This is a genomic window from Cellulomonas sp. KU4C, assembly GCF_056868065.1.
Map to the genome: position 1 here is coordinate 155,482 of NZ_CP200322.1, position 12,346 is coordinate 167,827.

The window sequence follows — 12,346 nt, forward strand, 5'->3', positions numbered from 1 at the left end:
TCACGCGGGCGTCCGCCACCCGGACCACCCGCTCAGCGCGCCCCGCGGAGCCGGCCGCGCAGGTGCACCAGCCCGCCGGCGTCGGGCGTCCCCTCGTGCGCGGCCAGCACCTCCGCGAGCACGACGTCGTGGTCGCCCGCGGGGACGACCTGCGCGGTGCGGCACTCGAACCACGCGGCGGCGCCGAGGACCCGCACCGCGCCGGACAGCGGGGCGCGCTCGTGCGGCACCCGGTCGAGCTGACCCACCGCGGGCCGCCCGGGCGAGGCGAGCCAGTCAGCGACGGGCGCCTGGTCGTCGGCGAGCACGCTGACGGTCCAGGTGGCGACGTCGTCGAGCGCCTCGCGGACCCGGGAGTCCTGGTGCAGGGAGACGAGCAGCATCGGCGGGTCGAGCGAGACGGACGTCGCGGTGCTCGCGGTGGTCGCGTGGTCGGTGCCGCGCCAGTGCACGGCGACGACCACGACGCCCGCGGGCAGCCGGCCGATCGCGGACCGGAAGACGTCGCCCGCGTCGGGGGTCGTCACGGCGCGTCGGCGGCGGGCAGCAGCGGCTCGGGCGCGCGTCGGCGGCGCAGCGGGGTGTCGGAGAACCACGCGCGGGGCGCGACGGCCACCGCCAGCGCGACCGCGAGCGACCCGAGCGCCCACACCCAGCCGATCGCGCCGTCCGCGGGGACCAGCACGTCGCCGCCCGGCCCGCGGGTGGACAGCACCTGGACGGCGGCGAACAGCCCGACCAGCAGCCCGAGGGACGCGACCCAGCCCGCGGCGGCGCGCGCGGTGACGGACGCGGCGAGCACCAGCAGCAGGCACACGACCACGCCCCAGGGCCGGACCGAGCGGTGCATCACGGTGCCGACGGCGCCGACGAGCACGCCGAGCAGCAGGAAGCCCAGGGCACGCAGGACGGAGCGGGGGGTGATCGTCGGCACGGGCGTCAGGCTACGTCGCCCGCCGAGGCGTCGTCACGCGCGGCGGACCCGCCGTGGGTGGCGCGCCGGGCACCGGGCGGCAGCACGATCGTGTCCGACGGCCCGCGACCGGGAGCCCAGCGGTAGGACTCGACCGGCAGCACCGGCGCGAGCACGAGGTTGGACAGCGCGAGGCACGCGCAGGCCGCCGGGTGGTCGAGCGGGCGCACGGCCTGCACCTGGGTGGCGTGCGCGCGCAGGGCGGCCAGCACCCGGTCGCGGACCGGGGCGACGTCGACCAGCAGGTCCGCGGCGCCGTCGACCGCCACGGACGGCAGCGGCCCGGCGGGGTCCGGGAGGGCGAGCGGCGACTCGCGGGTGCCGCGCCGGTCGTCGGCGTGGGCGGCGAGCAGGTCGCGGACGTCCGGGTCCTGCGCGAGCGCGGCGTACCCGGCGCGCAGGTCGGCCGCCGGGGCGACGGCCCACGCCACCGCGGGCGACCAGCCCGGGACGTCGTCGGCGAGCTGCACGGCCCGGGTCGTCACGTCGTGGGCGCGCACGTGGTCGGGGTGCCCGTAGCCCCCGCCGGGTTCGTAGGTGACGACGAGGTCGGGCCGTCGCTCCCGCAGCAGCGCGGATAGCCGTCCCGCCGCCTCGTCGAGCGGGACGGACACGAACGCGCGCGGGGGCACGGAGCCCGCGGACCCGGCACGCCCGGTGCCGAGCCACGCCATCCCCGAGTCCTCGTACCGCGGCGCCGACGCCCCCGGGACCACCGCGGCCGCGCCCCGCGTGCCAGGAGGCGGCGTGCCCGGGGGCAGCGTGTCCAGGAACACCTGCTCGACGCCCAGGGCGGCCGTGGCGGCGGCGACCTCACGCTCCCGGTGCGCCGCGAGACCCGCGCCGTCCCCCTCGAGGTGGGCGAGGGCCGCGCCGATCACCTCGCCGCGCTCCCCGCGGGTGCAGGTCACGACGAGCGCCGGCAGCCCGGCCGCGGCCCAGGTCGCGAGCAGCGCGCCGGTCGCGAGCGTCTCGTCGTCCGGGTGCGCGTGCACCGCGAGCACGCCACCCGTGACGGGGGACGTGCTCGCGGCGGTGCTCATGCGGTCGTGCTCAGGACCGGGTCAGGAGCGCTTGGTGCGGGCCACGGCCCGGGCGCGCTCCGTCTGGTCCAGGATCACCTTGCGGATGCGGACGACCTCGGGGGTCACCTCGACGCACTCGTCCTCACGCGCGAACTCCAGCGACTCCTCGAGGGTCAGGTGCCGCGGCGGCACCAGGTTCTCGAAGTTGTCGGCCGTCGCCGAGCGCATGTTGGTGAGCTTCTTCTCCTTGGTGATGTTGACGTCCATGTCCTCCTGGCGGGAGTTCTCGCCGACGATCATGCCCTCGTAGACCTCCTGCGTGGGGTCGACGAAGAACGAGCCGCGCTCCTGCAGGTTGATCATGGCGAACGGCGTCACGACGCCCGCGCGGTCCGCGACGAGCGAGCCGGCGACGCGGGTCTCGATCGGGCCGGCCCACGGCTCGTAGCCCTCGGCGAGCGAGGACGCGATGCCGGTGCCGCGGGTGTCCGTGAGGAACCGGGTGCGGAAGCCGATCAGGCCACGGGCGGGGACCAGGAACTCCATGCGGACCCAGCCGGTGCCGTGGTTCGACATGGTCTCCATGCGGCCCTTGCGCTGCGCGAGCAGCTGGGTGACCGCGCCGAGGTACTCCTCGGGGACGTCGATGGTCATGCGCTCGACGGGCTCGTGGACCTTGCCGTCGATCTTCTTGGTGACGACCTGCGGCTTGCCGACGGTGAGCTCGAAGCCCTCGCGGCGCATCTGCTCGACGAGGATCGCCAGCGCGAGCTCGCCACGGCCCTGGACCTCCCACGCGTCGGGGCGGTCGGTCGGGACGACGCGCAGCGACACGTTGCCGATGAGCTCCGAGTCGAGGCGGTCCTTGACCTGGCGGGCGGTGACCTTGTGGCCCTTGCCGCCCTTGCCGGCCAGCGGGGACGTGTTGATGCCGATGGTCATCGAGATCGCGGGGTCGTCGACCGTGATGAGCGGCAGCGGCCGCGGGTCGTCGGGGTCGGTCAGGGTCTCGCCGATGGTGATGTCGGCGATGCCCGCGACGGCGACGATGTCGCCGGGGCCGGCCTTCTCCGTCGGGACGCGGTCGAGCGCCTTGGTCTCGAGCAGCTCGGTGATGCGGACGTTCTGCATCGTGCCGTCCGCGCGGGCCCACGCGACGGTCTGGCCCTTGACCAGCTCGCCGTTGAAGATGCGCAGCAGCGCGAGGCGGCCGAGGAACGGCGACGCGTCGAGGTTGGTGACGTGCGCCTGCAGCGGCGCGCCCTCGGTGTAGGTCGGGGCGGGGATCTTCTCGAGGATGGTCCGGAAAAGCGGCTCCAGGTCCTCGGCGTCCGGCAGGCCGCCGTCGGCGGGCTGGGTCAGCGACGCGCGGCCGGCCTTCGCGGCGGCGTACACGACCGGGACGTCGAGGATCGCGTCGAGGTCCAGGTCCTCGACCTCGTCGTGCAGGTCGGACGCGAGGCCCAGCAGCAGGTCGGTCGCCTCGGCGACGACCTCGGTGATCCGGGAGTCCGGGCGGTCGACCTTGTTCACCACGAGGATGACGGGGAGCTTCGCGGCGAGGGCCTTGCGGAGCACGAACCGCGTCTGGGGCAGGGGGCCCTCGGACGCGTCGACGAGCAGGACGACGCCGTCGACCATCGACAGGCCGCGCTCGACCTCACCGCCGAAGTCGGCGTGGCCCGGGGTGTCGATGACGTTGATGGTGATGCCACCGGGCTCGCCCACCGCAGCCGCCGCGGGGCCGGCGTACCGGACCGCGGTGTTCTTCGCGAGGATGGTGATGCCCTTCTCGCGCTCGAGGTCGCCGGAGTCCATGGCGCGCTCGTCGACGTGCGCGTGCGCGCCGAAGGCACCGGACTGGTGGAGCATGGCGTCCACCAGGGTGGTCTTGCCGTGGTCGACGTGGGCGACGATCGCGACGTTGCGCAGATCGCCGCGCACACGGGTTCCCGTGGGCGTCGAGGGCACAGACATATCAGGACTCATTCCGCGAGGGGTGGGAGATCAGAGGGCGCGACGACGTCGAGCGCCGATCGATTGTACGCGCACGCGGGCCCCGGCACGAGGAGGGGTCGTGCCGGGGCCCGCGTGGGTGGTGCAGGTGCTGGTCAGACGGATCCGTCCGCACCGCCGCGCGGGCGGATGTTGCCCTCGTAGCGGCCCTTGGCCTCGCTCTCGGCGTCCTCGAACGCCTGCACGCGCTGGCCGTCGGCGACGCGCGCCTCGGCGGCGGTCTTCCCCGCGGCCTGCTCCAGCAGCCGGTCCCGCTCCTCGCGGCGCAGCTTCTGCTCCGCGGGGTTCGGCACGGGCACCGCGGCGAGCAGCCGCTTGGTGTAGTCCTGCTGGGGCGCGCCGAGGATCTGCGCCCGCGGGCCGACCTCGACGAGGTCGCCCTTGCTCATCACGGCGATCCGGTTGGACAGGATCTCCACGACCGCGAGGTCGTGGCTGATGAACAGGCAGGCGAACCCGTACTCGCGCTGCAGCTCCTGGAAGAGCTCGAGCACGCGGGCCTGCACGGAGACGTCGAGCGCCGAGGTGGGCTCGTCGGCGATGAGCAGCTTGGGCGACAGGGCCAGGGCGCGGGCGATGCCGACGCGCTGGCGCTGGCCGCCGGACAGCTCGTGCGGGTACCGGTTGCGCATGGCGCGGGGCAGGTGCACCCGGTCCAGCAGGCTCTCGACGCGGCGGTCGAGGTCGGCGCCGGACGCGACCTTGTGCAGCTTGAGCGGCTCGCCGATGGACTCGCCGATCGGCAGGCGCGGGTTCAGCGAGGAGCCCGGGTCCTGGAACACGATCGAGACGTCCTGGCGGACGGCCCGCAGGTCCTTGGGCTTGATGCCCGCGAGCTCGACGCCGTTGACCTGGAGCGACCCGCCGGCGACGGGCAGCAGGCCCACGGCGGCGCGGCCGACGGTGGTCTTGCCGGAGCCGGACTCGCCGACCAGGCCGACGACCTCGCCCTTGCCGATCGCCAGGTCGATGCCGTTGATCGCCCGGAATGCGGGCACGCGGCCACGGCCGGGGTACTCGATGACCAGGCCCTTGGCCTCGAGCGAGTACGCGGTGGGCGCGGGGGCGGCGAACTGGTCGCGGGGCCGCTCGGAGACGTGCAGCGTCCCCTCGGCCTGCGCGACCGGGTGCTCGCCCTGCAGGCCCTGGGCGGCGAGCGCCTCGGACCCGAGGTGCGGGACCGCGTCGAGCAGCTGCCGGGTGTAGGAGTGCTGCGGGCGGTTGAACACCTCGTCGGCGGTGCCGGACTCCACGACGCGGCCGTTCTTCATCACCATGACGCGGTCGGACAGGTCCGCGACCACGCCCATGTCGTGGGTGATGAGGATGATGCCGGCGTCGACGCGGTGCCGCAGGTCGCGCATGAGCTTGAGGATCTCGGCCTGGACCGTGACGTCGAGGGCCGTGGTCGGCTCGTCGGCGATGAGCAGCTTCGGCTCGCAGGCGAGGGCCTGGGCGATCATCGCGCGCTGGCGCTGACCGCCGGACAGCTGGTGCGGGTACTTGTCGACGGCCTTCTCGGGCTCCGGCAGGTCGACCATGCGCAGCAGCTCGATGGCGCGGGCGCGGGCCTCCTTCGGGGTCATCTCGAAGTGCACGCGCAGCGTCTCGACGATCTGGAAGCCCACCGTGTACACGGGGTTCAGGGCCGTCATCGGCTCCTGGAAGATCACCGAGACGTCCTTGCCGCGGACCTTGCTCAGCTGCTTGTGGTTCAGCCCGAGCAGCTCGCGGCCGGCGAGGCGCGCCGAGCCCGACGCGCGGCCGTTCGGGGGCAGCAGGCCGATCAGCGACATCGACGACTGCGTCTTGCCGGAGCCGGACTCGCCGACGATCGCGAGCACCTCACCGGGGCGCACGTCGTACGCGACGTCGACGGCGGCCGGGAACCACTCGCCGTCGACGAAGAACTCGACCGTGAGGTCGCGGACCTCGAGGATCGGGGTCTTCGCGTCGAATCCGGGCGTACCCGGCGCGGGAGCGTAGTCAGTGGTCACGGGGCGAGATCCTTCCGTGGGGCGAACCCAGGTGTGCGGGCCGCACGACGTCGAGAGGGGCGGGGCACGTCCGGTGGTCTGGGACGATGGCCGCATGGTCTCGGCTGACGTGGTGGAGTACAGACCGGCCTTCGGCCGGGTTCTTGCGGTGGTCGTGGCGGTGCTGGGCCTCGGTGGTCTCGCGACCGGCCTGGTGGCCGACGCCGACGTCACGCTGCCCTACGTCGCCCCGGTGCTGCTGGTGGTGGCGTGGGTGTGGGCCGCCTACTGGCGTCCCGCCGTGCTGGTGAGCCCCGCGGGCGTCGAGCTGCGGAACGTGACCCGGACGGTCGAGCTGCCCTGGCCGACGATCGAGCGCGTCGACACGAAGTACGCGCTCACGCTGCACACCGCCTACGGCGACTACGCGGCGTGGGCCGCACCCGCGCCGAGCCGGGCCCGCGTGACCGCGTCCCGCGCGGACGACGTCGCGCACCTGCCGGGCTCGACGTACGGCCCCGGCGGCTCGGTGCGTCCCGGCGACCTCGCGTCGAGCGCCTCCGGCCAGGCCGCGGCGATCGTGCGGGCCCGCTGGGAGGAGCTGCGCGACGCCGGCGTCCTGGACGACCCGCGCGTGGAGCGCGCCCGTCCGCGGGTCCGCTGGCACGTCCGCACGCTGGCCGCGATCGTCGTGCTGATCGCGGCCAGCGTGCTGACCGTGGCGCTCTGACAACTCAGGCGCTCGCGGTGGTCCGGGCCTGGGCGCGGGCCTTGCGGGCGTCGGCCTTGGCGAGGGCGCGGGCGGTGGGGATCCGGCGCTGACGCGGGTCGAACGCGTCGCGCAGGCCGTCACCGATGAAGTTCACGCACAGCGCGATCGTCACGATGAACAGACCCGGCCACCAGAACAGCCAGGGCCGCGTGGCGAAGGCCGTCTGGTACTCGTTGATCAGCTGCCCGAGGGAGACCTCGGGGCTGTTGATCCCGAAGCCCAGGTAGGACAGCGCGGTCTCGAGCAGGATCGCCGAGGCCATGAGCAGCGTCGCGTTGACGATGATCACGCCGACGGCGTTCGGCAGGATGTGCTTGAACATGATCCGGCCGTTCGAGGCGCCGGCCACGCGGGCCGCGTCCACGAACTCCCGCTCGCGCAGGGTGAGGAACTGCCCGCGCACCAGACGCGCCATGTTGGTCCAGGAGACCAGCGAGAGCGCGACGGCCAGCGACCAGGGGCTCGCGCCGCCGACCAGCACACCGAGGATCGCGCCGATCATGATCACCGGGATGGTGATGATCATGTCGGTGAACCGCATGAGCAGGTCGTCGAGGCGGCCGCGGAAGAAGCCCGCCAGCGCGCCGACGACGACGCCGATCGTGGTGGACAGCAGGCCGATCACGACCATGACGGTCAGCGACTGCTGGGTGCCGCGCATGACGAGCGCGAACCCGTCGTGGCCGACGTTGTCCTGACCGAACGGGTGCGACCCGAACGTGAACCCGCCGTCGAAGCCCATCGTGGGGGCGCCACCGGCGTTCACGATCGGGTTGAGGTCCTTGTACCCGTACTGCCACCAGCCGGGGATCGGGCCCCAGCCGATGGACGTGGTGACGAGGAGGATCACGGCGGACAGGACGATCGCGGAGATCATCGCGCCGCGGTGCCGGAGGAACCGGCGCAGGACGATGCGGCCCTGCGACAGGCCCTCGACCTCCTTGAGCTCGATGGCGTTCTCGACGTTCTCCGCCGGGTCGACGATGCCCTCGTGGGGCTCCAGGGGCGGTGTGATGCTCATGAGTTCACCCGGATCCGGGGGTCGAGCGCCGCGTAGACGAAGTCGACCACGATGTTGGCGAGGACGAGGAGGGTGCCCGTGACGAGGAAGTACCCCATCACCGGGTCGGCGTCGCGACCGGACAGCCCCTTGATGAACAGCGCACCCATGCCGCTCCAGGCGAAGATGCGCTCCGTGATGATCGCGCCGCCGAACAGGGCCGCGATGTCCAGCGGGACCACGGTGGCGAGCGGGATCAGGGCGTTGCGGAACGCGTGCCGCGTGGTGACGACGCGCTCCGAGAGGCCCTTGGCACGGGCGGTGCGGATGTAGTCCTGGTTCATGACCTCGAGCAGGCTCGCCCGGGAGTACCGGGTGTAGCTCGCGAACGAGATGAGGATCAGGGCGATCGTCGGCAGCAGCAGGTGCGTGAACTTGTCGAGCGACTCGACCCAGTAGCTGCCGGTCAGGCCCGGCGTCTGGGAGCCGATCGTCGCGATCGGCCGACCGTTGATCTGCGAGGCGTTGGAGTAGATCTTCCAGACGCCCATGACACGGTCGACGTAGATCAGCAGGCCGACGCCGAGCGCGGTCACGGCGGCGGCGCGCATCGAGACGACGCGGTCGTACCCGCCGAACAGGAACCCGACGACGAGGCCGACGACGACCGCCAGCACGCCCAGGCCGATGATCAGCCAGGTGGTCGCGTGCACGAAGACGTACTGCAGCGGGTAGTACAGCGCGGCGCCGATCGCGACCGTGGTCAGCGAGGCGTACAGCGCGCGGCGGTTGCCCAGGCCCGCGGTGAGCGCGACGATCCCGAACGCGATGCCCGCGCCGATGGCGGTGACGCCGATGATCCCGAGGCTCGGGTCGAGCAGCCAGCCGGTGCCGGAGACGAACAGCAGCACCGCGGCCGTGGCGACGACGCCCGCGCCGAACGAGATCCACCGGGTGCGCGTCGACCCGCCGATGACGGCGGACCAGAGCACGCCGGAGACCACCGAGATGATCGCGACCCACAGCGGCGGGACGTGGGGGTCCGCGAGGAAGTCGTTGAACCCGATGGCGCCCCACAGCTTCAGCAGCACCGCGACCCAGAACGAGGGCAGCGAGTACAGCACGAAGGACAGGAACGTCACGGAGTAGTCGAACCGCGTGTACTGGCGCAGCGCCGACACGATGCCGACCAGGACGCCCAGGCCGATGGCCAGCAGGGTCGAGGCGGCGATCAGCTGCACGGTGCTCGGGATCGCGCTGCCGAGCATGGCGGTGACGCGGGCGCCGCTCACCCAGCTCGAGCCGAGGTCGCCGGTGAACAGCGCCCCCAGCCACTTGAAGTAGCGGATCACCGGCGGCGTGTCGAGGTCGAGCGCGCGGACGCGGGCCTCGATCAGCGCCTCCTTGTTGGGCGCCGTGCTGGTGCGCAGGTCCTCGAGGGGGTCCAGCGCGAACGACAGGAGCATGTAGACGATGAACGTCGCTCCGAGCAGCACGATCGCCGACGACAGGAGGCGTCGACCGAGGAAGGTCAGGGTCGGCGCGGCGTTCCGGAACCAGGAACGTCGGGCCGGGACCGGTGCGTCGGGCGCGGAGCGCGCGCCGGAGGCACGGGTCGTCACAGAGGTGGCCATGGGGTCCTTGCCTGAAAGGAAGGGGGTACTCGCAAAGCGCAAGTGTAGGCACTCCCGGTAGGGGTGCTGCGCCTCGGGCCTAGGTGGGCCGAGAGTCCCGATCTGGCTGTGGTACAGGGGGCACGGCAACGGGGGCACCGCGTACGTGGACGCGGTACCCCCGTGCCGGCGTGCTCAGACGAGCGTCAGGTCACTCAGTCTCGGTCGCGCTGGGCGCGTCCAGGCTGTCAGCGGCGCTGATCTCCCACTCCCAGAAGTTCCAGAAGATGGTCGGCGAGAGCGCGATGGTCGAGACGCCCTTGAGGACGTCGCGGTTCGCGACCACACCGGGGAACTGGAAGATGTTGACGCCGAAGGCGTCCTGGTTGAGCTTGGTCTCGATCTCGGCGGCCAGCTCGGCCTCGCGGTCGGAGTCCGTGTTCGTGGCGACCTCGGCCCAGAGGGCGTCGACCTCGGGGTTGGAGTAGCCGCCGTAGTTGTTCTGGCCGCCGGTAACGTAGTTCGCCTCGGCGTTCAGGATGAACGTGTTGGTGGACTGCCAGCCGAACAGCGAGGCGTCGTACGAGCCGTTGCCCAGGATCGAGCCCCAGGTGTCGTCGCCGTTGTCGATGACGTTGAAGCCGGCCTGCGCGGCGGAGGCCGCGATCAGCTGGAACTCGTTCGCACGACGGACGTTCGACTTGCCGTAGAGGAAGCGCACGTCCACCGGGGTGGTGACGCCGGCCTCGGCGAGCAGCGCCTGGGCGCCCGCGACGTCGACCTCGGCCCACGCGTCGGAGCCGTTCGAGCCCACGACCGTGTCGTAGTTCGGCGAGCCCGGCACGTACAGGAACGAGTCACGCGTGGTGGCGTCCTCCTGCAGCGGCTGGATGAGCTTCTCGATGATCTCCTGACGCGGGATCACCTTGAGGAACGCCTCGCGGACCTTGCGGGCCTTCTCGGCGTCGCCACCGTAGGCGGCGGGGTCGAACGGACCGCCGTTGTCGAAGGTCAGGTCGACGTGCTCGTAGGTGCCCTCGGGCGCCGTCGCGTAGCTCACGCCGTCGATGCCCTCGAGCGTCGCGATGACGTCGACGGACGACTGCGGGGCGATGAGGTCGACCTCACCGTTCTGGAGCGCGGTGACCGAGGCCAGCGGGTCCTCGGTGTAGCGGACGGTGATCGAGTCCACCTTGGGCTCGGGGCCCCAGTCGAAGGACTCGTTGCGCGTCAGCGTGAGGTACTGGTTCTCGACGTAGTCCGAGATGACGAACGGGCCGTACGAGAGGTACAGGTCCGGGTCGTCCGGCAGCGAGGTGAAGTTGAAGCCGTTCGTCCAGGTGTCCGCGATCTTCACGAGCGCCTCGGCGTCGTTGTTCTCGAACGCGTCCTCGACGGCCTTCTTGGCCTCGGCCGGGTCCTCGATGCCCAGGGCCAGCTTGCCGACCACGTGCGCGGCGACGGGGCTGGGCTGGTTCATCGCCAGCTCCCAGTCGGAGCGCGGGGAGTCGTAGACGAACGTGACCGAGCGGCCGTCGTCACCGATCTCCGGGAACGTGGTGACCTGGTTCAGCGCGGGCGAGGAGGAGTCGAAGTAGACCTCGCCCTCGGCGACCTGCGAGTTGCCGTCCTCGTCCACCTCGACGTCGGAGGAGGCGACGGTGTCGAACATGTCGTTCTGGGCGCCCCAGTACAGGATCATGTCGGCGGCGTCGACGGCGGTGCCGTCGGACCAGGTGACACCCTCGTTGACCGTGTACTTGACCGTGAACGGGTCCTCGGACACGACCTCGTAGGAACCGAAGTCCTCGTTCTTCACGAGGTTCAGGTCGCCGTCGTAGTAGTTGAAGAACGACGTCGTCATGTAGATGATGTTGGCGTTCGCCGTGGCGTTGCCGTTGGCCGTCAGGTTGTTGGTCGAACGGAACGGCTCGTTCCACCCGACGTTGACCGACGTGTCCTCGTTGATCTCGCTCTCCTCGGCCGGGCTCGAGCACGCGGTGAGCACGAGGGCTCCCGCAGCCGCGACGGCCAGGACGGCGCTTGTTCGCCTGATCTTCAATGTTCCTCCTGTGAAGGTGGCGCCCAGCCTCCGCCGCCGCTCGGGGACGACCGCCGGTCGTCCGGAGCAGGGCTGACGCATGGTCCCGCCGTGGATGTGGACACGCTAGTGGCCCCAGTACGGACAAATCGGACACGGCAGCCGGAAGCAGGCCATCGTTACCGGATCGATACTGAGCAGTAGTGTCCAGCATTCAAGACGCTACACGCCGGTAACGTCCCGGAAACACGCACATCAGGGGTATCCCCCGTCCACGGACCGGCACCGCAGGGCCCTCCGACTCAGCACGGAACGGGCCCGGTGTGCTAGCAGACCAAGCCTTGGGTGACCGCGACCACACCGGCGCTCCTGGGTGGATCGATCAGGTTCCGAGAAGCGCGCTCCCCGGCCCGACCTCTAGCGTCGGCGACGACCCGCCCGACCGACCGACCGACCCGGGGAGCGACCACGATGACCACCACCGAGAACGCCGACGAGCGCAGCGGCGCGTTCACCGCCGCCGAGCGCGACGCCATGAAGGAGCGCGCCGCCGAGGTCACGAAGCAGAAGCGCGCGTCCGGCAAGGCCGACCAGACCGCCGACGTGCTCGCGAAGATCGCCGAGATGACCGCCGACGACCGGGACCTCGCCGAGCACGTGCACGCCGTCGTCGCCGAGGTCGCCCCCGGGCTCGCGCCGAGGACCTGGTACGGGATGCCCGGCTACGCGCGCGCCGGCAAGGTCGTGGTCTTCTTCCAGGCCGCCGCGAAGTTCCAGGCCCGGTACCCCACGCTCGGGTTCAACGACACCGCCGCGCTCGACGACGGCGCGATGTGGCCGACGGCGTTCGCGCTCACCGCCTGGGACGACGCCGTCGAGGCGCGCGTCCGCGACCTCGTGGCCCGGGCAGCCGGGGACGCCTGAGCACCG

General features: G+C 71.9%; 10 protein-coding genes. 2 read left to right on the plus strand and 8 right to left on the minus strand.

Annotated features, from left to right (window positions below):
* Positions 1–32 precede the first annotated feature (32 nt).
* The 5 genes from AC1VL8_RS00740 to AC1VL8_RS00760 all read right to left on the minus strand — a co-directional run bounded on the left by AC1VL8_RS00740 (position 33) and on the right by AC1VL8_RS00760 (position 6,011).
* Positions 33–527 (minus strand): flavin reductase family protein, encoded by a 495-nt coding sequence (locus AC1VL8_RS00740; RefSeq protein ID WP_483073739.1) that lies wholly within the window; start codon positions 525–527, stop codon positions 33–35.
* Complete coding sequence (locus AC1VL8_RS00745) at positions 524–934, minus strand: hypothetical protein (protein WP_483073740.1); 411 nt, start codon at positions 932–934, stop codon at positions 524–526. The genes AC1VL8_RS00740 and AC1VL8_RS00745 overlap by 4 nt, the downstream gene beginning before the upstream one ends.
* Before the next feature lie 5 nt (positions 935–939).
* A complete protein-coding gene (locus AC1VL8_RS00750; protein ID WP_483073741.1) occupies positions 940–2,016 on the minus strand; it encodes a PIG-L family deacetylase in 1,077 nt (358 codons plus the stop codon).
* Positions 2,017–2,037: 21 nt separating this feature from the next.
* The gene (typA, locus tag AC1VL8_RS00755) at positions 2,038–3,975 is read right to left on the minus strand and encodes a translational GTPase TypA (protein WP_483073742.1); all 1,938 of its coding nucleotides are present in this window, start codon (positions 3,973–3,975) and stop codon (positions 2,038–2,040) included.
* A gap of 134 nt (positions 3,976–4,109) precedes the next feature.
* Positions 4,110–6,011 (minus strand): ABC transporter ATP-binding protein, encoded by a 1,902-nt coding sequence (locus AC1VL8_RS00760; RefSeq protein WP_483073743.1) that lies wholly within the window; start codon positions 6,009–6,011, stop codon positions 4,110–4,112.
* Positions 6,012–6,105: 94 nt separating this feature from the next.
* Between AC1VL8_RS00760 and AC1VL8_RS00765 the strand changes: the two genes are divergently transcribed.
* On the plus strand, positions 6,106–6,720 hold the full coding sequence (locus tag AC1VL8_RS00765) for a PH domain-containing protein (protein WP_389230979.1): 615 nt from the start codon (positions 6,106–6,108) through the stop codon (positions 6,718–6,720).
* A 4-nt stretch (positions 6,721–6,724) separates the two neighbouring features.
* Here the strand turns inward: AC1VL8_RS00765 and AC1VL8_RS00770 are convergent, their stop codons facing one another.
* From AC1VL8_RS00770 to AC1VL8_RS00780, 3 genes are all read right to left on the minus strand, one after another.
* Entirely contained in the window at positions 6,725–7,783 is a 1,059-nt protein-coding gene (locus tag AC1VL8_RS00770) for an ABC transporter permease (RefSeq protein WP_483073744.1), read from the minus strand.
* Complete coding sequence (locus AC1VL8_RS00775) at positions 7,780–9,396, minus strand: ABC transporter permease (protein WP_483073745.1); 1,617 nt, start codon at positions 9,394–9,396, stop codon at positions 7,780–7,782. Before AC1VL8_RS00775 ends, AC1VL8_RS00770 begins: the two co-directional genes overlap by 4 nt.
* Positions 9,397–9,586: 190 nt before the next feature.
* Complete coding sequence (locus AC1VL8_RS00780) at positions 9,587–11,437, minus strand: ABC transporter family substrate-binding protein (RefSeq protein WP_389230988.1); 1,851 nt, start codon at positions 11,435–11,437, stop codon at positions 9,587–9,589.
* A gap of 450 nt (positions 11,438–11,887) precedes the next feature.
* Here AC1VL8_RS00780 and AC1VL8_RS00785 point away from each other — a divergent pair, with 450 nt between their 5' ends.
* Positions 11,888–12,340, plus strand: coding sequence for an iron chaperone (locus AC1VL8_RS00785; RefSeq protein WP_483073746.1), 453 nt, complete (start codon positions 11,888–11,890; stop codon positions 12,338–12,340).
* The last annotated feature ends 6 nt before the right edge of the window (positions 12,341–12,346 follow it).